Annotated in this window: 19 protein-coding genes; 12 read left to right on the top strand and 7 right to left on the bottom strand. The window is 55.2% G+C overall.

Translation table 11 applies throughout. The features are described 5' to 3' along the window. The first annotated feature begins 63 nt into the window (after positions 1-63). Positions 64-612, top strand: a complete 549-nt coding sequence (locus tag VEB01_RS14530; protein WP_324876625.1) for a gamma carbonic anhydrase family protein — start codon at positions 64-66, stop codon at positions 610-612. Here VEB01_RS14530 and aroE read toward each other — a convergent pair. Continuing rightward, positions 609-1448, bottom strand: coding sequence for a shikimate dehydrogenase (gene aroE / locus VEB01_RS14525; RefSeq protein WP_324876623.1), 840 nt, complete (start codon positions 1446-1448; stop codon positions 609-611). The two genes, VEB01_RS14530 and aroE, sit on opposite strands and share 4 nt — an antisense overlap. Before the next feature lie 89 nt (positions 1449-1537). Next, on the bottom strand, positions 1538-2557 hold the full coding sequence (gene hemB, locus VEB01_RS14520; protein ID WP_324876621.1) for a porphobilinogen synthase: 1020 nt from the start codon (positions 2555-2557) through the stop codon (positions 1538-1540). A gap of 103 nt (positions 2558-2660) precedes the next feature. On the opposite strand from hemB, the gene VEB01_RS14515 reads away from it, so the two are divergent. Next, on the top strand, positions 2661-3338 hold the full coding sequence (locus VEB01_RS14515) for an MlaC/ttg2D family ABC transporter substrate-binding protein (protein WP_324876619.1): 678 nt from the start codon (positions 2661-2663) through the stop codon (positions 3336-3338). Here the strand turns inward: VEB01_RS14515 and hemF are convergent. Next, on the bottom strand, positions 3333-4244 hold the full coding sequence (gene hemF, locus VEB01_RS14510; protein ID WP_324876617.1) for an oxygen-dependent coproporphyrinogen oxidase: 912 nt from the start codon (positions 4242-4244) through the stop codon (positions 3333-3335). The genes VEB01_RS14515 and hemF overlap by 6 nt on opposite strands. A gap of 226 nt (positions 4245-4470) precedes the next feature. Between hemF and cmoB the strand changes: the two genes are divergently transcribed. Next, entirely contained in the window at positions 4471-5460 is a 990-nt protein-coding gene (gene cmoB, locus VEB01_RS14505; RefSeq protein ID WP_414675488.1) for a tRNA 5-methoxyuridine(34)/uridine 5-oxyacetic acid(34) synthase CmoB, read from the top strand. Between the two features lie 66 nt (positions 5461-5526). After that, a complete protein-coding gene (gene rimO / locus VEB01_RS14500; RefSeq protein WP_324876613.1) occupies positions 5527-6843 on the top strand; it encodes a 30S ribosomal protein S12 methylthiotransferase RimO in 1317 nt (438 codons plus the stop codon). Between the two features lie 48 nt (positions 6844-6891). Here the strand turns inward: rimO and VEB01_RS14495 are convergent, their stop codons facing one another. Together VEB01_RS14495 and VEB01_RS14490 are read right to left on the bottom strand one after the other, a co-directional pair. Then, positions 6892-7377, bottom strand: coding sequence for an FKBP-type peptidyl-prolyl cis-trans isomerase (locus tag VEB01_RS14495; RefSeq protein WP_324876611.1), 486 nt, complete (start codon positions 7375-7377; stop codon positions 6892-6894). Then, positions 7353-8393, bottom strand: coding sequence for a hypothetical protein (locus VEB01_RS14490; RefSeq protein WP_324876609.1), 1041 nt, complete (start codon positions 8391-8393; stop codon positions 7353-7355). Before VEB01_RS14490 ends, VEB01_RS14495 begins: the two co-directional genes overlap by 25 nt. Positions 8394-9124: 731 nt before the next feature. Here VEB01_RS14490 and pcnB point away from each other — a divergent pair. The 4 genes from pcnB to panC are packed head-to-tail and all read left to right on the top strand — an operon-like array spanning position 9125 to position 12643. Continuing rightward, complete coding sequence (pcnB, locus tag VEB01_RS14485; protein WP_414675486.1) at positions 9125-10426, top strand: polynucleotide adenylyltransferase PcnB; 1302 nt, start codon at positions 9125-9127, stop codon at positions 10424-10426. Next, on the top strand, positions 10413-10934 hold the full coding sequence (folK, locus tag VEB01_RS14480; RefSeq protein WP_324876665.1) for a 2-amino-4-hydroxy-6-hydroxymethyldihydropteridine diphosphokinase: 522 nt from the start codon (positions 10413-10415) through the stop codon (positions 10932-10934). The genes pcnB and folK overlap by 14 nt, the downstream gene beginning before the upstream one ends. Beyond that, a complete protein-coding gene (panB, locus tag VEB01_RS14475; RefSeq protein WP_324876607.1) occupies positions 10927-11730 on the top strand; it encodes a 3-methyl-2-oxobutanoate hydroxymethyltransferase in 804 nt (267 codons plus the stop codon). Before folK ends, panB begins: the two co-directional genes overlap by 8 nt. 31 nt (positions 11731-11761) lie before the next feature. Then, positions 11762-12643, top strand: coding sequence for a pantoate--beta-alanine ligase (panC, locus tag VEB01_RS14470; RefSeq protein WP_324876606.1), 882 nt, complete (start codon positions 11762-11764; stop codon positions 12641-12643). Here panC and VEB01_RS14465 read toward each other — a convergent pair. After that, positions 12640-13569 (bottom strand): LysR family transcriptional regulator, encoded by a 930-nt coding sequence (locus VEB01_RS14465; protein WP_324876605.1) that lies wholly within the window; start codon positions 13567-13569, stop codon positions 12640-12642. The genes panC and VEB01_RS14465 overlap by 4 nt on opposite strands. A 377-nt stretch (positions 13570-13946) precedes the next feature. Here VEB01_RS14465 and VEB01_RS14460 point away from each other — a divergent pair, with 377 nt between their 5' ends. Next, positions 13947-14825, top strand: coding sequence for a phosphoribulokinase (locus VEB01_RS14460; RefSeq protein ID WP_324876603.1), 879 nt, complete (start codon positions 13947-13949; stop codon positions 14823-14825). 76 nt (positions 14826-14901) lie between these two features. On the opposite strand, the gene uvrD is transcribed toward VEB01_RS14460, so the two are convergent. Then, the gene (uvrD, locus tag VEB01_RS14455) at positions 14902-17067 is read right to left on the bottom strand and encodes a DNA helicase II (protein WP_324876601.1); all 2166 of its coding nucleotides are present in this window, start codon (positions 17065-17067) and stop codon (positions 14902-14904) included. Positions 17068-17147: 80 nt separating this feature from the next. Here uvrD and VEB01_RS14450 point away from each other — a divergent pair, with 80 nt between their 5' ends. The 3 genes from VEB01_RS14450 to VEB01_RS14440 all read left to right on the top strand — a co-directional run bounded on the left by VEB01_RS14450 (position 17148) and on the right by VEB01_RS14440 (position 18532). Continuing rightward, positions 17148-17405 (top strand): YgaP family membrane protein, encoded by a 258-nt coding sequence (locus VEB01_RS14450; RefSeq protein WP_324876599.1) that lies wholly within the window; start codon positions 17148-17150, stop codon positions 17403-17405. 244 nt (positions 17406-17649) lie between these two features. Continuing rightward, positions 17650-18174, top strand: coding sequence for a M23 family metallopeptidase (locus tag VEB01_RS14445; RefSeq protein WP_324876597.1), 525 nt, complete (start codon positions 17650-17652; stop codon positions 18172-18174). Between the two features lie 220 nt (positions 18175-18394). Next, the gene (locus tag VEB01_RS14440) at positions 18395-18532 is read left to right on the top strand and encodes a hypothetical protein (protein ID WP_324876595.1); all 138 of its coding nucleotides are present in this window, start codon (positions 18395-18397) and stop codon (positions 18530-18532) included. Positions 18533-18987 lie beyond the last annotated feature (455 nt).

Here is an 18987-nt window from a genome sequence, read left to right as displayed (position 1 = left end):
CAGATTTGGGAGAAGTATAGCGGCGGGTCCGGCAAGTCGTTTGATAAATGAGAGTGTCGTAACGTGACGATTCAGATTTATAACGGCGTCGAGCCGAAATTCGGAGCGGGAGTATATATTGCCGATACCGCCTTGGTAATCGGTGACGTGACTTTGGGGAGCGATGTTTCGATTTGGCCGATGACGGTTGCGAGAGGCGACGTGCATCGCATCGAGATAGGCGACGAAACCAACATTCAGGATGGCTGCGTGCTGCACGTCACTCAGAGAAGCCGGTACAACGAGGAGGGGAATGCCTTGATTATCGGGCAAGGCGTAACCGTGGGGCATCGGGTCGTGCTGCACGGTTGCACCGTTGGCGATCTATGCCTGATTGGTATCGGCGCTGTGGTGATGGATGGCGCCGTCGTGGAGGATCGCGTGATGATCGGTGCGGGCGCCTTGGTGCCGCCCGGCAAGCACTTGGAAAGCGGCTTTCTTTACGTGGGGTCGCCGGCAAGACAGGCACGTCCGCTCAAGGAGGCCGAATTGGAATATCTAAGTTTTTCGAAGGACGGCTACGTGCGTTTGAAAAATCAGTACCTGAGCGATGCGGGGGCATCTGGCGCTTAGCGGGAGCCGCGGCGCTCCCGATTCAGCACATCGATCACGGGGCGCGTCTCCGGCCGCATCCCCCGCCAAATAAAAAACGCTTCGGCCGCTTGTTCGACCAGCATGCCGATGCCGTCAACGCTGATATCCGCTCCCGCTTCTTCTCCCCATCGGACAAATGGCGTGGGTTCCATGCCATAGGCGAGGTCGTAGCAGCATCCTCGGGGTCGCAGGATATTCTTCGGAAGGTTCGGAAGCTCGCCGGCTAGGCTCGCGGCAGTAGCATTCAGAATGAGATCGAAGGATTCCGTGCCCAGGTCGAAAAATCCGCAGCCGCTAATCGGGCCGAGATCGCAAAATTCCTCGGCAAGCTGGGCGGCTTTTTCGGGGGTGCGGTTGGCGATTGTCAGGTGTGAAGGGCGCTGTTCGAGCAGCGGTCCAATAATTCCACGGCTTGCGCCGCCCGCACCTAGCAGAAGAATGCGGCGGTTGTTCAAAGAGAGCTTGAGATTGACCGTAAGGTCCCGTATCAAGCCGATGCCATCGGTATTGTCCCCATAAATCATTCCATCCGGACGTAAGGCTAAGGTATTGACGGCTTTACTATGTTCCGCGCGCTCGCTTCTGTAGTCGGCGATTCTCCAGGCGAGTTCCTTGAGGGGGACGGTGCAATTCAAGCCTTTCCCGCCTTGAGCAAAAAAATCCCGCACGCAAGTTTCGAATGTTTCCGGTGGAACGTCTTGTGCGGTATAGCTCAGCTGTTCTCCGGTCTGTTCTGCAAACAAGGCGTGGATACGAGGCGATTTGCTGTGGCCGATAGGATGGCCGAAGACGGCATAGCGATCTGGTGGCTGCATATATGAGCGTTGGTAGAAAGTGTAAGAGAGGGCAACTTTGGTCGGAGAGCTGTCCTCGGTCGTCGCGCGGTTCAGGTCCCACCTATTATCTATTTTGTTGTTTCTTCGCGGAGCCATTCGGCAACGGCCTTGGCATAATAGGTCAGGATTGCATCCGATCCCGCTCGTTTGAGCGCCAGCAAAGATTCGAGCACGGTTTTGCGTTCATCAAGCCAGCCGTTTTGTGCGGCTGCTTTGAGCATGGCGTACTCCCCGCTTACTTGGTAGGCGAACGTCGGGACGCCGAAACGGTCTTTGACCCGGCGGATAATGTCGAGATAGGGCAAACCCGGTTTAACCATGACCATGTCGGCGCCTTCCGCTAAATCGAGCTCAACCTCCCGCAAGGCTTCATCCGAATTGGCCGGATCCATCTGGTAACTGTATTTATCACCGCCTCCTAAGTTAGCTGCCGAGCCGACGGCGTCCCGGAAAGGCCCGTAGAAGGCCGAAGCGTATTTGGCGGAATAGGCGAGAATCCGCGTGTGGACGAATCCTTTTTTCTCCAATGCGCCGCGGATGGCGCCGATGCGTCCGTCCATCATGTCCGAGGGGGCCACGACGTCCGCGCCGGCTTCCGCATGAGACAGCGCTTGTTTGACGAGCACTTCGATGGTCTCATCATTGACCACGTAGCCTTGGTGATCAACCAACCCGTCTTGGCCATGGGTCGTGAAAGGATCAAGGGCGACGTCGGTGATGACTCCCAGTTCCGGTAGTCGCCGCTTCAAAGCGCGTACGGTTCGTTGCACCAGCCCTTCGGGATTGTAAGCTTCACGCGCATCGTCAGTTTTTCTGTTGGGCGACGTTACGGGAAAAAGAGCGATGGCGGGAATGCCCAACCGGAAGGCGTTTTCGCTCTCGTGCAAGAGCAAATCGATACTCAGTCGCTCGACGCCGGGCATGGAGGCGACCGGTTCCCGTCGATCTTCGCCTTCTAAGACAAAAAGTGGATAAATCAGATCGTCGGTGGAAAGCCGCGCTTCCCGCATTAAGCGTCGGCTGAATTCGTTCCGTCTCATTCGGCGCAAGCGAATGTTGGGGTAAGAAGTGCTATTATTTAACGACATGGTGGCCGGTTTATTGCGTGCGATACAAGGGATCTTGGTAGTTTAGTGAATGCCGCCGAGTTATGATAAAAATACTAAAAGAAGTCAGCAGGAGTTTATATAAATGAAATTTACCAAATCTTCCTTCGGTCTGACGAGTTGGGCCGGTGCGTTGTCATTGCTGTTAAGCTTCTTTTGGGCGACAGCATGGGCAGAGGAAGGATTGCTCGCTCCGCAGCAGGTCATCCAGCACAGTGCCGACGAGCTGCAGACCACCCTGCAAAAGCCGGAATACAAGAAAGATTTCAAGAAAGCCACTCAGTTGGTTGACGGTATTATCGAGCCGCACGTTGATTTTGACCGTGTATCGATGTTGATTTTGGGAAAGTATTGGAAAACTGCGACGCCTGAGCAAAAGGAGCGTTTTAAAAAGGAATTCCGAATGCTTCTCGTGCGCACATATACCACCGCCTTTACCGAATACGCCAATTGGAAGATTCGTTATCTGCCATTGCAGATGAAGCCCGAGGATAAAAAGGTAATAGTCCGTACCGAAATCCTCCAAGCCGGATCTCAACCCGTAGCGGTCAACTACAGGATGGTGTTTACCAAGAACGACTGGAAAGTGTATGACGTATTGATCGAGGGTATCAGCCTGCTACAGAACTACCGATCCAGTTTCACTGACGAAGTTGCCCGCACGGGTTCCCTCGATCAGTTGATTACTCATCTTGCCGAGCGCAACGCCACCGCCATGAGGGAACCCATTGGGGGGCCAGACGGCGGCAATAAAGGCTCATAACCACTCCCTGGGTTTCAGGTAGTTCTTGTAAAGATTGTCTTCGGCGCTACCTTCCTGCGGCTTCCAGTTGTAGCGCCAATGGGCAACGGGAGGCAGAGACATCAGAATAGATTCTGTTCTGCCTCCAGACTGAAGCCCGAACAAAGTTCCTCGGTCATAAACCAGATTAAATTCAACGTATCGTCCACGGCGATAGAGTTGGAAGTCGCGCTCCCGTTCGCCGTAGGCCATATCTTTCCGTTTTTGGACGATCGGTACATAAGCCTTTATGTAGTGGTCCCCGACGCTACGCAAAAATTCAAAGCAACGATCAAATCCCCACTCATTGATATCGTCGAAAAATAGCCCTCCGACGCCTCGGGTTTCGTTGCGGTGCTTGAGGAAGAAATATTCATCGCACCAACGTTTGAACCTGGGATAAACGTCTTCGCCGAAACGGAGGCAGGCATCGCGGGCGACGGTATGCCAATAAATCGCGTCTTCCTCGAACGGATAGTAGGGTGTGAGATCGAAGCCGCCGCCAAACCACCATACGGGCGGTTCGTTTTCCTTCTCCGCGAGGAAAAAGCGGACATTGGCGTGGGAGGTCGGTACGTATGGATTCAGGGGGTGAATCACCAGGGATACGCCGATAGCCTGAAATGTCCGGCCAGCGAGTTCCGGCCGATGAGCCGTGGCGGACGGTGGCAGGTTCTGGCCGAAAACGTGGGAGAAATTGACGCCGCCTTGCTCGAAGGTGCTTCCGCCGCTTAATACGCGCGTTCTTCCACCACCGCCGCCGCCGTTGTATTGCCAAAGGTCTTCTAGGAACTGCGCCTCCGGTTCCTCGTTCTCCAGAGCGAGACAGATTCTGTCTTGGAGGTCTTGAAGATAAGCTTTAACTTGTAAGATGTCGGGTGTATTCATGCGGCGATTTTCCCCTAAAAGTCGATTGTGGATGGGAATGCCCCGGGTGCTGTATTAATCGTGTTTCGAGCGCGCTTTGCAGCGTTTTTTCGTGTGGAATGACTGCGGGATTGTAGCACGCAGAGTCGGCGATTTTACCCTCCTGAAAAAGCCATAGCGCCACGCCGAGCAATCTGGAGCAATGATGTATGAGTTCAGATAAATGCGCCACAACCCATTGGCCAAAATGCCGAACCACAACTTGAGGTTGCCGGATTATTCGGGCCTGTTTTCAGAGTCTCGACGACCGGAATTACGCCCCTGGCTGCAGCGTTTGCCGACTCAATTAGGGGCGGCCTTTGGTTCCGAGCGGCATGGAGACTGGCCGGTTTGGCAGGCAACGCTCGATAGCCTGCCTGGAATCAAAGCGTCCGAAGTTGATTTGGACGCCGATAGCATTCTCATTGGCGGAGGATGCGGCGAAGACGAACGGGGCCGAATCGAGACGCTACTGCGCCGGCTTCACCCTTGGCGGAAGGGGCCGTATACCATTCATGGTATTCATATCGATACCGAATGGCGCTCCAATCTCAAATGGCACCGGCTGGAAAATCATATTCAGCCGCTCGACGGCAGAACGGTGTTGGACGTGGGCTGCGGGAACGGCTATCACGCCTGGCGGATGATCGGATGCGGAGCCGGGTTAGTAATCGGTATTGATCCAACTCTACTGAGCGTCGCGCAGTTTCTGGCGGTCAAGCATTTTGCCGGCGATTTTCCGGTTTATGTGCTTCCGCTGGGTATCGAGGATATTCTGCCGAATCTCCGTGCCTTCGATACCGTTTTCTCGATGGGAGTGCTATACCACCGCCGTTCGCCGTTCGATCATCTCTTGGAGCTCAAGGGCTGTCTCAGATCCGGTGGCGAATTGGTGCTCGAAACATTAGTCATCGAAGGCGAATCGGGGCGAACCCTGGTGCCCGAAGATCGTTATGCTCGGATGCGCAATGTGTGGTTCATTCCATCTTGCCCCACCTTATTGTCGTGGCTGAAGCGATGTGGTTACCGGAATGGCCGGGTTGTTGATGTAACAAGGACCACGACCAACGAACAGCGCTCCACGGACTGGATGCGTTTTCAGTCTCTGCCTGATTTTCTAGATCCGGTTAATCCGGAATTGACCGTCGAGGGGCTGCCTGCGCCAGTGCGGGCGGTGTTTATCGCGGAGAGTCCTTAGAATCGGAAACCTCCGCTGGGGTAAAATGGTCCCAATATCCTTCGTTCCTCCCTCGAATATTTCTTCATGAAAACACCTCGTATCGGTTTTGTCAGCCTTGGCTGTCCCAAGGCGCTGGTAGATAGTGAGCGCATTCTGACCAAGTTGCGTGCGGAAGGTTACAGTCTCGTTCCGACGTATAAAGATGCCGACCTTGTCGTCGTTAACACCTGCGGATTCATCGACGCTGCCGTCGAGGAGTCGCTGGATGCCATAGGCGAGGCTCTGAAGGAGAACGGCAAAGTCGTCGTTACGGGCTGCTTGGGCGTTCGCGAGAGTGAAATTCGCGCCCGTCACCCTCAAGTGCTGAAGATTACCGGCGCTCATGCCTATGAAGAGGTTGTCGAGGCGGTACACGAGCATTTACCGCCGCTTCACGATCCTTTTGTCGATCTGGTGCCGCCGGAGGGCATCAAGCTAACGCCACACCATTATGCTTACCTGAAGATTTCCGAAGGCTGCAATCATCGCTGCACGTTCTGCATTATCCCGAGCATGCGCGGCGATCTGGTCAGCCGCCCGATCGGGGAAGTGATGATCGAGGCGGAGCGTCTGGTTTCGGCCGGAGTCAAGGAACTGCTCGTCGTTTCGCAAGACACCAGCGCTTACGGCGTCGATTTGAAGTACCGGACCGGTTTCTGGGGCGGCCGCCCGCTGAAAACCCGCTTCTATGATTTGGCCAGGGCGCTGGGGGAGCTTGGGATTTGGGTCCGCATGCACTACGTCTATCCCTATCCTCATGTGGACGAAGTGATGCCGCTCATGGCCGAGGGGAAAATCCTGCCGTATCTGGACATTCCCTTTCAGCACGCCAGCTCTCGAATCCTGAAGCTGATGAAGCGTCCGGCGGCTGCGGAAAACACCTTGGCCCGGATCGCCGAGTGGCGGAAGGTCTGTCCGAACATCACGCTTCGGAGCACGTTTATCGTCGGTTTTCCGGGGGAGACCGAGGCGGATTTCGAACAACTGCTGGAGTTTCTGGAAGAAGCCCAGCTCGATCGAGTTGGTTGTTTTGCCTATTCGCCCGTCAAGGGGGCGGCTGCCAACGAATTGTCCGATCCGGTGCCGGAAGCCGTGAAAGAAGAACGTCTCGCGCGATTCATGGAGGTTCAGGCTCAAATCAGCGCCAACCGGCTGCAGTCCAGGATCGGACAGCGGGAGACTGTTTTAGTCGATGAGGTCGTGGATGAAGGAGCCGTCGCTCGCAGCCGGGCCGATGCTCCCGAAATCGATGGCCAAGTATTTATTGATGGAGCGACCCATCTAAAGGTCGGCGAACTGGTAGACGTGGTTTTCGAAGACGCCGACGACCACGATTTGTGGGCGCATTTGGCAAAGCAATAGGGTAACAGGCGGCTACCTGGCAAAGAGATAGCCGCCTCAGTCCGTCAATCAGCCGTGATGATGTCCGCCTGGGCCATGCACGTGACCGTGATCCAGTTCGTCGGGTGTGGCGTCGCGGATTTCCGTGATTTCGACCTCAAAATTCAAGGTGAGGCCGGCCATCGGGTGATTGCCATCCAGAATCACCTCTTCGTCGTCCACGCCGATTACCGTAAGCAGCTGAAGACCTTCCGGCGATTGTGCGTGGAATTGCATGCCCGGCAGTATCTCTTGTCCCTCTTCAAAGGCCGTTTTCGGTACCGACTGAATAAGATCATCGTCTCGCAAGCCATAGGCGTCTTCCGGCGGAACGGTGACCCGGAGCTTATCGCCCAAGGTTCGGCCGGTCAGTGCATTCTCCAACCCGGGAATGATGTTGCCCATGCCATGAATATAGGCCAGAGGGTCTTGATCCTTCGAGCTGTCGAGGATGTCGCCATCGTCGTTGGTGAGGGTGTAGTGGATATGGACTACTTTGCGGGGTGAGACTTGCATGAGAAACCCTTGCTGTCGGGGTGATCGAAGCTCCCATCATAACGATTTTTCGCTGTGGTAGACAGCGTTTCCGAATTTAAACAGTCGGCAAAGGCGGCGCAAAGTATGCCGAAGGGCAGATATCCGGAATAGCCGAGGATGGGCATTTCGAACAGCTTGAATCGGCCAACGTAGGCGATTTGGTATTCCCAATGAGCCAGGCTCAGGTAATTCCAAAGCTCCCAGTAGAAGCCACAGACCAGCCCGGCTAACGCATATAGCCATGGCTTGCGCCAATCTCCGGTAGCGAGTGCGGTTGATAATAGGCTACGGTTCCAAATCCGCGTTTGTAGACCGCTAATAATGAATATCGGAGCGAGCCAAATGACAGGATAAAGCTGGCCCGGAAACATTCCGATCAAGGCCAATCCCAACACTCCGGCAACAAAACCGATGCCGCCCAGAACTTGTCGGGCGGACGGCCAAGGCCGGTGAAAGCAGTCAAGGCCTTGGTACAGTCGAGGAAATGTCTCCAGAAATTCCACCGTGCTGGCAATGGCCGGAAGCACAGTCGAGAAGGCCAAGGTGCTATTGACGGCGTACGCCCAGGGGCTCGGCTCGCTGATTCCGAGATAACGCCAGTTGCCCACGAAGCCATTGAGATATTCGAAGCTCCACCAAAACAAAGCGCTGAGCGGAAACAGCACCAGTAAAAACCCGGGGCGATCGAGTAAAAGACATCGGCCGGAGCGTCGGTAACACAAGGCGTTCACGGTCAGGATGTAGCCGATCCATAGCGGCGTAAAAGTAAATTCCTGAAAATGCCGGAACCATTCGAATCGATTCCACGCCAGAATCCATGCACCAATAGTTAACGCGCATCCGATCCATCCAAAGGATGGGAAGCGTTGCGGCGCAGAGCTTTGCGTCAGAGCGTGAGATCTTCCGGCTTTGGCAATACGCACGACGAATGGCGCTATGCAAAGTGCGATGAGCCCCGCTGCGACGATAAATACAAGCCACGAAAAAGGCGCCATACCCGATCGCGGAGGGGACTTTGGCGGAAATTCGAGATAGGACCAAAGCGGGTGGCCAGCAAAGTAAGCGCCCGCCAAAGGCGCAGCGATTACGAGCAAGACATAAAGGCCAATCGTTAATCCGGATTTGCTCATAACATGCCGCTAACCGGGTTTTCTCCGAACCAGAAAAAGATTTTCTGAGAATGGAACGAGGAAGTCTCGCTTATGACTGCCGACTCTATATGCTGCGGCCGCAAGGGTATGGGCAAATCAAGCGAGAAAATGATATGGCGGTTTCCTGGGTTTAATGGCGGGCTTGCTCCGATCTTTGTAGATGAGATACAGAAAAAAAACCATCAAAACTGCTAGAAGCCCGCACTTTAGCCGCAATAGAAAATCCAGCTTCGCGATCCAGTGCGGATGAGAGAGGATGAACGCATTCATGTGACTGAACCAGTTCTCGATCATGAGCACTATTCCTCAGTGTGTCCGGCGCAAGTGGCCTTTTTCTTAGAGTCGACGCTACTCGCTTGTATCCGTAATTATCCAACAGACCGGTGTCAATGATCGGGTCCGATCTTTATTTTCGCCATACTGAAGTGGATCGATGGGGTAGCTCATTGAGTGCGCCCGTCAGCTAAGGTAACATTCCGCCTTCTTTAAGGTCTGATAAATAAGATACTCCTCTGCCAATCTTCAACTTCGTCAAAAAGTTGTTCAAATTACCGCAGCCTAAGCCGGAAGCAGCGGTGAGCGTAAGGATTTATCCGCGATCTGAACACATGATTTCCCGCTCGATGATCAGCGATAACGCGCTAAAGGTGCTGTATCGCTTGAAGAAGTCCGGGTATCAGGCTTGTTTGGTCGGTGGCTGCGTGCGCGATTTGCTTTTAGGGCGTGAGCCGAAAGATTTCGACGTGGTAACCAGTGCGCATCCCGAAGAGATCAGAGCGATTTTCCGCAACTGCCGTTTGATCGGCCGGCGTTTTCGCCTCGCCCATGTGCATTTCGGCGAGGAGATTATCGAAGTGGCGACCTTTCGCGGGCTGGCAGGCGAGGAGAGCCACGGCGGGCGCGTTGTCGAGAACGGCCGCATCCTTAGGGACAACGTATACGGAACAATCGAAGAAGATGCATTCCGCCGGGATTTCACGGTCAATGCGTTGTACTACAACATCAATGATTTTTCCGTGGTGGATTATGTCGGTGGCATGGAGGATCACAAGGCCGGCATGCTGAGACTGATTGGCGATCCGGAGCAGCGGTATCGGGAGGATCCGGTACGAATGCTGCGGGCGATACGGTTCGCTGTCAAGCTCGGCTTTACCATTCATCCCAGTTGCGCCGACCCGATTAACCGGTTTTCGAGCCTGCTCCAGGAAATTCCGCCGGCACGCCTCTATGAAGAAGTTCTCAAGCTGTTCTTGTCCGGATATGCCGTACAGACTTTTGAACAGCTCAGGCACTATCGTTTGTTCGCCTCGCTGTTTCCCGAGACGGAGCAGTGTTTGGCCAGGGAGCAACAGGGATTTCCGCTGACCTTCCTTGCCAAAGCCTTGGAGCGTACCGATCAAAGAGTACAGGATGGCAAACCGGTGGCGCCGTATTTTCTGTTCGCAGCCCTGCTATGGGAGCCGGTTAGAGCACGCGCGCAGGCCCGAATCAAGGCCGGGGAGAGCGATATTCTGGCCTATCAGGAAGCCGCCGGCGAGGTGATCTCCAACCAAGTTCGCCACACCGCTTTTCCGCGCACTGCCAGTCTGCCCGCACGGGAGGTTTGGGCCTTGCAGCCGCGCTTTGAACGTATTGTCGGTGTGCGGCCGTTTCGCTTATTAACCCACCCGCGTTTTCGTGCGGCTTACGATTTCTTGTTGCTCCGGGCCGAGACCGGAGAGGCCGAGCCGTCGCTTGCCGACTGGTGGACTCGATTCCAACAGGCTGGCGAAGCCGAGCGGAAAGGCATGACGAGTCCCGGCCGACGCCGTTCCGGCAGATCCCGGTCGCGTAAACGCAAGGTTCGTGCTGAACCTCCTACCGATGTTTCCGTCTGATTATTCCGAGCGATTGGATAAAGTGGCGGCTTATATAGGTCTGGGTGCCAACTTGGGCGATCCCATTGAAGCGATCAAGTCGGCGCGTTTGGCTATCAATAACGTAGCGGGTATCCGCGAGTTGGCTTTTTCGAGTCTTTATCGCAGCACGCCCTTGGGGCCGGCCGATCAGCCCGATTATGTCAATGCCGTGATGTCGGTCGAAACCACATTAAGACCCCTGGAGTTGCTGCGCGAACTTCAGGCCATAGAGACGGCCCACGGGCGAGTGCGCAAGGGTGAGCGCTGGGGTGCCCGGACGCTAGATCTGGACCTGTTGCTATACGGGCGCGAAAGGATAGTGAGCGAAGTGCTGACCGTACCTCATCCGGGAATCGCCGACCGCGAATTTGTCTTGTATCCGCTTGGGGAGATCGCCCCGGATCTCGATATTCCCGGCAAAGGCCTATTGGCCGATCTGGTTCGGAAATGCCCGCAACGGGGCTTGGAGGTGATCGAGCATGCTTGATGCGGTTAAGGTATTGACTGTTCCGGGTCTGGCGGCGATGAAGCGGCGAAACGAAAAAATCGTGGCTCTGACCGCTTATGACGCCAGTTTTGCCCGCATTGTGGACGACGCCGGTGTCGATCTGGTTTTGGTTGGCGATTCCTTGGGAATGGTCGTGCAGGGGCAGCAGACGACATTGCCGACGACCTTGGACGACATGGTCTACCACACCCGGTCCGTGGCGCGGGGGATTCGCCGCGCCGTATTGGCGGCCGATATGCCGTTCGTCAGTTATTCCTGCCCTGCACGGGCGATAGACAGCGCGGCCCGTCTGATCCGTGCCGGAGCGTGCATGGTGAAGATCGAGGGCGGGCGGAAGCGGGTCGAAATCGTCCGTGCTTTAGTGGATCAGGATATTCCGGTATGCGGTCATTTGGGGCTGCTCCCTCAATCCGTCCACCAGATAGGCGGCTACCTGGTTCAAGGGAAAGACGAACGAGCCGCACAAACAATCCTGGAGGACGCCATGATTCTTCAAGAAGCGGGCGCCGGTCTTTTGGTGCTCGAATGCGTGCCGGCGACACTGGCCGGCGAGATCACGGCCGCTCTCGATATCCCCACGATAGGCATAGGTGCGGGCCCTGACTGTGACGGCCAGATTCTCGTGTTGTACGACATGCTCGGCATTACTCCGGGCAAGCGTCCCAAATTCTCCAGAAACTTTCTTCAAGGCGTTGGGGATATACCGTCGGCTATTCGCAATTACGCGGACGATGTAAAAGCGGGCCGATTTCCGGCATCGGAACATAGTTTTTAACGGTTCTCCAGGCGGATAACCGGGGCTCGCCATGCTCATCATTGAACCCATAGCCGCTTTACGCCAAACCGTACGGGAGTGGCGTTCGAAAGGTCTTTCCGTAGCTTTCGTGCCGACCATGGGAAATTTGCACGCGGGGCATCTGCACCTTGTCCACGAGGCGAAGCAACTGGCTGATCGGGTGGTCGTAAGCGTCTTCGTCAACCCCGCGCAGTTCTCTCCGGGCGAGGATTTCGATGCCTATCCGCGAACGCCTGACGAGGATGCCGAAAAGCTTAGCGGCATAGGGACCGATCTCTTATTTACCCCCTCGGTGGCCGAGTTGTACCCGGCGGGCTCTAGAGCGGCGACGTTCGTTGAGGTGCCGGATGTGTCCGATGCGCTCTGCGGTCGATTCAGACCCGGACATTTCCGGGGCGTTTCCACTATCGTCTGCAAGCTCTTCAATCTGGTACAGCCGGATGTCGCGTTGTTCGGTGAGAAGGATTACCAGCAGTTGATGGTTATCCGCCGCATGGTCGCCGATCTCGATTTTCCCGTGCGCGTTCATTCGGTTGCGACCGTCAGAGAACCCAGTGGTTTGGCGATGAGCTCTAGAAATGCTTATCTCACGACCGAGCAAAAGGAGCAGGCGGCTACCTTGTATCGCTGTCTTTGCCGTGCGGCAGAGGCTATTTGCCATGGCGAGAAAGATTTCCAGCGAATTGAACGGCAGCAAATCGAAACATTGCAGGCGGCCGGCTTTCGCCCCGATTATTTCAGCGTCCGGCGTCAATCCGATTTGGCCGCGGCGGGACAGACAGATTCCCATCTCGTCGTACTGGCAGCGGCCTGGTTGGGCAAGGCCCGCCTGATCGATAATGTCCAGCTGACTTTGCCTTTAAGCCGAGTCAGTAAGACAGAAACCCGCTAACCGCCCAGGGCGGTTTTGATGATGTCGCTTTTGACGAAGCGGTCGGCTTCGTTGCGAACGAATTCCTCGAACTCCCGGGCCACTGCCGACAGACGCTTGCCGGCCCGGTGCACGATGTACCATTGGCGCATGATGGGAAATGACTCCGCGTCCAGAACGACCACCCGGCGGTCTTTCAGTTCGCGCTCCACGGTATGTATCGAAACGATGCCGAGGCCGAGTCCTTCTTCAACGCCTTGCTTGATGGCACCATTGGTATTCATTTCCATGCTGGCGGAAATTTGCACGCCTTTTTCCGACAAGAAGCGCTCGACGGAATTGCGGGTGCCGGAACCTTGTTCCCGCATGAGAAAGGTTTCATGACTGACTTCGTTCAGGGAGATGCCTTTTTTGCCCGCCAAAGGATGATTTGCCGGGGCGATAATGACCAAGGGGTTGTCCATGAAGGCCTGCGCCGCTAGGTCCTGATCCTCAGGCGGTTGGCCCATCAGTACGATGTCTGTCTCGTTGTCGTCCAGTTGTTGCAGCAGTCCTTTACGATTGGTGACTTTGAAACTGACCTTTACCTTGGGATAGCGTTGGCAAAAGTCGGCCAAAAGGCGAATGGCGAAATAATGCACCGTGCTGGCGACCGACACGGCCAAACGTCCGCCTTCCGTGCCTTTCAGTTCCTCGACCAGTTGTTCGGCCTCTTCCAGTTGCAGTGAGATGGTGCGGCTGAGTCGGTATAATTCCTCCCCGGCTCGGGTTAGGTAAATTTTCTTGCCCAGCCTTTCGAACAGGGGCAAACCGACGACGTCCTCGAACTGCTTGATCTGCATCGAAACGGCAGGCTGGGTAAGATAAAGCTCCTCCGCCGCGCGGGTGAAGCTCAGGCGCCGTGCAACCCGTTCAAAAACTTTTAATTGCCGAAGCGTAATGTTCATGGTTTCGCGCCAATCGCGAGTTATAAAGAATTGTTTATCTTTAAAGTATGTGCTTGCTACTTCTTCTTATGCAAGATCTTCAAGCAGGTATCCGGTCTTCAACGACCCGGAAAGTCGGCGTCTTAAATTTATTTTAAGATTCGGTAAACGACGGTATAGAGTTGTGGATAGGGTTTTCCACAATTATCGCTGGAAACGATTACGCAGGTCATCAGGGCTTTTCCTGAGGGGTGATTCGCGATGAGATCACTCGTCGATATGGGTTGCATCGGTTGGATGCCGCGTGGCGCCTTAGCCGCTTTATCGTAAATCCCGGCAGGCATCGCAGCCCACAGGTATGCCTGTGCGGTTAGAATAACAAAAGAGGAGGAGGTCTCATGTCTAAGAAACACCCCGTCATTGCCATCACCGGTTCATCCGGCGCGGGCACGACCACTGTTAAGCAGGCGTTCGAACATCTGTTTTTCCGGCTCGAGATCAAGCCGGCGGTGGTCGAGGGCGACAGTTTTCACCGTTATGACCGTGTCGAAATGCGCGGCCATATCGCCAAGGCTCAAGCGGAAGGCCGGCATTTCAGCCACTTCGCCGTCGAGGCGAATCTACTTGAGGAGTTGGAGGGGCTGTTCCGGCAGTACAGCGAAACCGGCACCGGCAGGCGCCGTTATTACATCCACAACGAAGAGGAAGGTCAGAATCTGGGTGGGTACAAGCCGGGGACCTTTACGCCTTGGGCCGATATCCCCGACGGAACCGATTTGTTGTTCTATGAAGGTCTGCACGGCGCGGTTAAGAATGAGACCGTGAACATTCCGAAATATGCCGATCTCCTGGTTGGCGTGGTTCCCATCGTCAATCTGGAATGGATTCAGAAAATTCACCGGGATACCGCCGAGCGCGGCTATAAGCCGGAGGACGTGACCGATACGATTCTGCGCCGCATGTACGATTACGTGAAGGTCATCACTCCCCAGTTCTCGCAGACGGATATCAATTTCCAGCGGGTTCCTCTGGTCGATACCTCAAATCCCTTCATCGCCCGGGACATTCCGACGCCGGACGAGAGTCTTGTGATCATCCGCTTCAAGAATCCGCGCAAATTCAACGTCGACTTCCAGAATCTCTTGCCGATGATCAAAGACTCGTTCATGTCCCGCTACAACTCCATCGTCGTGCCGGGCGGCAAGATGGGGCTCGCCATGGAAATCATTTTCCGGCCGATTCTCGAACGGATGATGGAAGAGAAGAAAAAGGCTTGATCGACAGCTTCTCGAAAAAACGGTCACTCGCCGGGATATTTTATCGACGATAAGTCGCACTTTAATGCGGCCTTTCTCAAGGCCGCTGCAAATTGGCATAGGCGAGCATCAACCATTTGATGCCGGATTCGGCAAAATTCACCTGAACCCTGGCTTGACTGCCTTCGCCTTCATACTGAAGGACAACCCCCTCCCCGAATTTCGCATGGCGCACACGCTGTCCCAGTCTGAAAACCGAGGTATTTTCCGCCCCGCTTGATGCGGATTGGGAGGAGGTCATCGGCCGGCCGATGCTTCCACGCATTCGTACTTCCTGAAGATGCTCGGACGGAATCTCCCGTAAGAATCGTGAGGGCCGGGGATAGGTTTCTTTGCCGTACAAGCGGCGGGTTTCGGCGTAGGTAAGATAAAGCTTGCGTTTTGCGCGGGTGATGCCGACGTAGCAAAGGCGGCGCTCTTCTTCCAGGCGTCCCGGCTCTTCCAGCGATTGCAGGCTAGGGAACAGTCCTTCCTCGAGCCCGACAATAAATACCAGCTCGAACTCCAGCCCTTTGGCCGAATGCAGGGTCATGAGCTGCACGCAGTCCTCGAAATTGTCGCCCTGATTCTCGCCAGCCTCCAGTGCGGCGTGGGACAGAAACTGGTCGAGCTTCGGAATCTCCATGTCCAGTTGTGGTTCGTACTCAAACTGGCGGGCGGCGTTGACCAATTCATCCAAGTTCTCGAGCCGCGCTTCGGCTTGTTCGCCTTTTTCCTTTTCGTAATGGGCGCGGAGACCGGATGTGGAAATAACGTGCTGCACCTGTTCCCAGAGCGGAAGCTCGGCCGTCGCCTGAGTGATAGCCTCGATCAATTGCAGAAAGCCGGCTAATGGTGTTCTGGCCCGGGTGGGAAGCGCGGCGTCGCGGCAAAGCGCCTCCGCCGCCTGCCAGAGGGAGCAGCGCTCCGAGCGGGCCAGGTCGCGAATCAGGTCGAGCGTTTTGGCGCCGATGCCACGCACTGGCGTATTGACCACGCGCTCGAAAGACGAATCGTCATGGCGGTTGGCGATCAGACGGAGATAAGCGAGAGCATCTTTGATTTCTGCTCGCTCGAAGAAGCGGAGTCCGCCGTAGACCCGATACGGTATTCCCATGGCCAGCAATTTTTCTTCGAACTGGCGGGACTGAGCATTGGAGCGATAGAGAATGGCCGCATCGCGGCGGGCATTGCCTTCCTGGGCCCATTGCTTGATCCGCTCCGCCACGAAGTAAGCCTCTTCCTGTTCGTTGAAGGCGGCGTACACCGAAATGGGCTCGCCGATTCCACCGTCCGTCCATAAGGTCTTTCCGAGTCTGCCTTCATTATTGGCAATGAGGGCATTCGCGGCATTCAAAATATTGCTGGTGGATCGGTAGTTTTGCTCAAGGCGAATCACTCGATGCGTTGGATAATCCTGTTGGAATTTATGGAGGTTCTCTACTTTCGCGCCGCGCCAGCTGTAGATGGACTGGTCGTCATCGCCCACCACGAACAAGTTCTCGCGCTCGCGGGTGAGGAGCCGCAGCCAGGCGTACTGAATCCGGTTGGTATCCTGGAACTCATCGACCAGCACGTGATGGAAACGACGCTGATAGTGATCCAGTACCTCCGGGGTGTCGCGCAGGAACTCGTGGGCGCGCAGCAGCAATTCGGCAAAATCCACCAGGCCCGACCGCTCGCAGATTTCCTCGTAAGCCAGATAGATGCGCTGCATCTGCTTTTGGAATGGATCGTAGGACTCCGGCAGATGACGGGCTCGGCGTCCTTCTTCTTTGTGTGCGTTGATAAACCACTGCGCTTGACGCGGCGGCCAGCGGGCCTCGTCCAGATCGAGAGTCTTGAGCAGGCGCCGAATGAGGCGATGCTGGTCGTCGGAGTCGAGGATCTGAAATGCGTCAGGCAGCCTGGCTTCCTTCGCGTGGCGGCGCAGTAACCGGTGCGCGAGGCCGTGGAAAGTGCCCACCCACAGGCTTTGAGCGGAAATGTTCAGCAGACCTTCGATACGGCCGCGCATTTCGCTCGCCGCTTTGTTGGTGAAGGTGACCGCCAGGATGCCATGGGGCGAAGTGCCTTCCACCTGCATCAGCCAGGCGATGCGATGCACGAGTACGCGGGTCTTGCCGCTGCCGGCACCGGCCAATACTAAAAGGGCGGGAGAAGGTGAGGTGACCGCCTCGCGCTGAGCCGGATTTAGGGGATCGATAATCGAGGTAATATCCATGGTGCTATTTTACCGGAATCGGCTTGCGCGATTGATATGAAGCTTGCACAATCCCAATCTCTTGAAAGAGGAGGTTTGCAATGAGTTTCGATATAAAAAAAATGACCAAACGCGAGCTCAACGTCGGGCTTAAAGACCAGAAAATCCGCTACGGCGTCGGTGCTGGGCTGGCGTTGCTTTCGGTATTTTTGGCCAATATTCCGTTGTTGATCTTGGGCGGCGCCCTGCTGGCATCCGCCCGTTTTCGCTGGTGCCCGGCTTATTCCGGGCTCGGCAAGAGCACCGTAGATCCGTCTGAGGAACAAGTCAGTTCCACCAGTGGTGCGGGTGATCATTAGATCAGCTTTCACTGACCGTGTTAGGTCGGTCCCAATCCACGGCGGCGCAGGGATGCGCCGAAATACGGGCCTCCAATTCTTGCGGCACATCGCGTCAAGTCTCCACCCTACAATCTGACAAGCTCCTAAATTTGCTGCTGGTGCAGGGTTCGCCCTATCCCGCCGTTCCGTTGATAGACAATCCTGAAAAGAATTCATCACCATCGGTCTAAGCCCTTCTTGCACGAAATTTCGCTAGGGTTGCGTGTTGAGCATCTTTAAAGGCGTCATCGTTGTTTTACTCCTTTTCGGGATTCTAGGGCTTATCTCGGGATCTTTTGTGGGAGATTCCGTTTTTGTTGTCCGGCTTCTGTTCGAAAAGCCACCGGTCACTCTACCGGTCCCCGTTGCCGGTGTTAGACCGCGCGATCTGCAAGATACATGGGGAGCTCTCAGAGGTGGCGGTCGAACGCATAAAGGAATCGACATATTTGCCCCCAAGGGAACGCCCGTTTATTCGACTACGCGCGGGATTGTTGTGAGAACGGGGCAGAACCGCTTGGGCGGCAATGTTGTCTGGGCGTTGGGTCCCGGTCGTCATGTTCACTACTACGCTCATTTCGAGCGTATAGCGTCTATCCGGGCGGGAGACATTGTTCAGCCGGGTGATCTTTTGGGTTATGTAGGCAATACGGGTAACGCTCGTACTACGCCTTGTCATCTTCACTATGGTATCTACCTTCCGTGGGGTGGAGCCATCAATCCATATCCCCTGCTCGCGGGACATTAGTTTCCCGAGTCGTTCTGCGAATCCCGCATTGTCTTGCTCCGGCGTGGCAAGCGTTCAGCTTGGCTGCAGAACTCAGATCAATGTCTTGCACTTGGCTGGGGTATAGTTTCTCAAAAAGAATCAATGTTTACATAATATGGGTTATTGTAAACAAGAAGAGCTGATATATGATGGAATCGTAGGCGCCGATGTGCCGGCTAACCATCCTAAGGAGGTTCAGATGATTGCGATGACTTGGGTTGAAGTCCTGTTAACTGGTTTGTTTGCGGCTTCTTTCGCTTTTTCGATTGGCTTCTGCATCAGTAATTATGCAAAAGTCGATGAAGAGAGCATCAGGTTTAAGGAAACGGTGAAATAACATCCCTTTCGCCCAATCTCTTTTGAGACTTGTGGCTAATATCCCTTGATGTCTCCATGAGTAGTTTCCGCAGTCTTTTTTCCGGGGGATGGAGCCGGTGGCTCCGTCCTTCGGGAAAAGCTTTCTTACCCCGGGTTGATTTGTCTCGTCAGTGATCTGAGTCGCTTCCGGCGACGCCGATTTCATTCGAATTAGATCTGCAAACTATCCAATGCAATGGGGGAGGGCGAGTGCCTGTAGCTGCAAGAAGCACCCTATGCTTTCGGCGATGTGCCCCGAGTTAACTGCCTTTTGCTGGCGTTGCCGACTATTCCAGGGCGCCTCGAAAAACCTGTCTGCTGAGATAATGGCTACCTCTCAACCCATGCAAGAAGCCCCGCCATGAAGATCAAAGAGAGCCTGTTTGCTGCTGAGGAACGAGAAGCCAAGCTCGACCGACTCGGAGATGTGTTGCA

The sequence above is a fragment of the Methylocaldum sp. genome (genome assembly GCF_035627495.1).
In the GTDB taxonomy this organism is placed as follows: Bacteria; Pseudomonadota; Gammaproteobacteria; order Methylococcales; family Methylococcaceae; genus Methylocaldum.
The sequence above is the reverse complement of the archived record's forward strand: the minus strand, read 5'-3'. Positions and strand labels throughout refer to the sequence as shown.